Source organism: uncultured Tenacibaculum sp., assembly GCF_947502995.1.
Classification (GTDB): domain Bacteria; phylum Bacteroidota; class Bacteroidia; order Flavobacteriales; family Flavobacteriaceae; genus Polaribacter.
This window is the reverse complement of sequence record NZ_CANNBW010000083.1, coordinates 1-256: the sequence shown is the minus strand read 5'-3', so window position 1 is coordinate 256 and position 256 is coordinate 1. Positions and strand designations below refer to the sequence as shown.

The following is a 256-nucleotide window of genomic DNA, read 5'->3' as shown; positions in this document are numbered from 1 at the left end:
CAGTAACTGCAAACTTTGGTCCAATTCAAAGAACATTGACTTTAAATGCAACTAACGGAAGCGTTACTGCGGCTCCAAATCCAGGCACAGGAACTTATGATGATGGAAGTGTTGTAACTTTAACAGCTACTCCAGACGCAGGTTATGAATTTACAGGATGGAGTGGTGATGCTTCAGGGACTACAAATCCATTAAATATTACAATGGATGCTGATAAAACAGTAACTGCAAACTTTGGTCCAATTCAAAGAACATT

General features: G+C 39.1%; 1 pseudogene. It reads left to right on the top strand.

Annotated features, from left to right (window positions below):
• A pseudogene (locus Q1A46_RS20840) lies at positions 1-256 on the top strand (hypothetical protein); the annotation flags it as partial.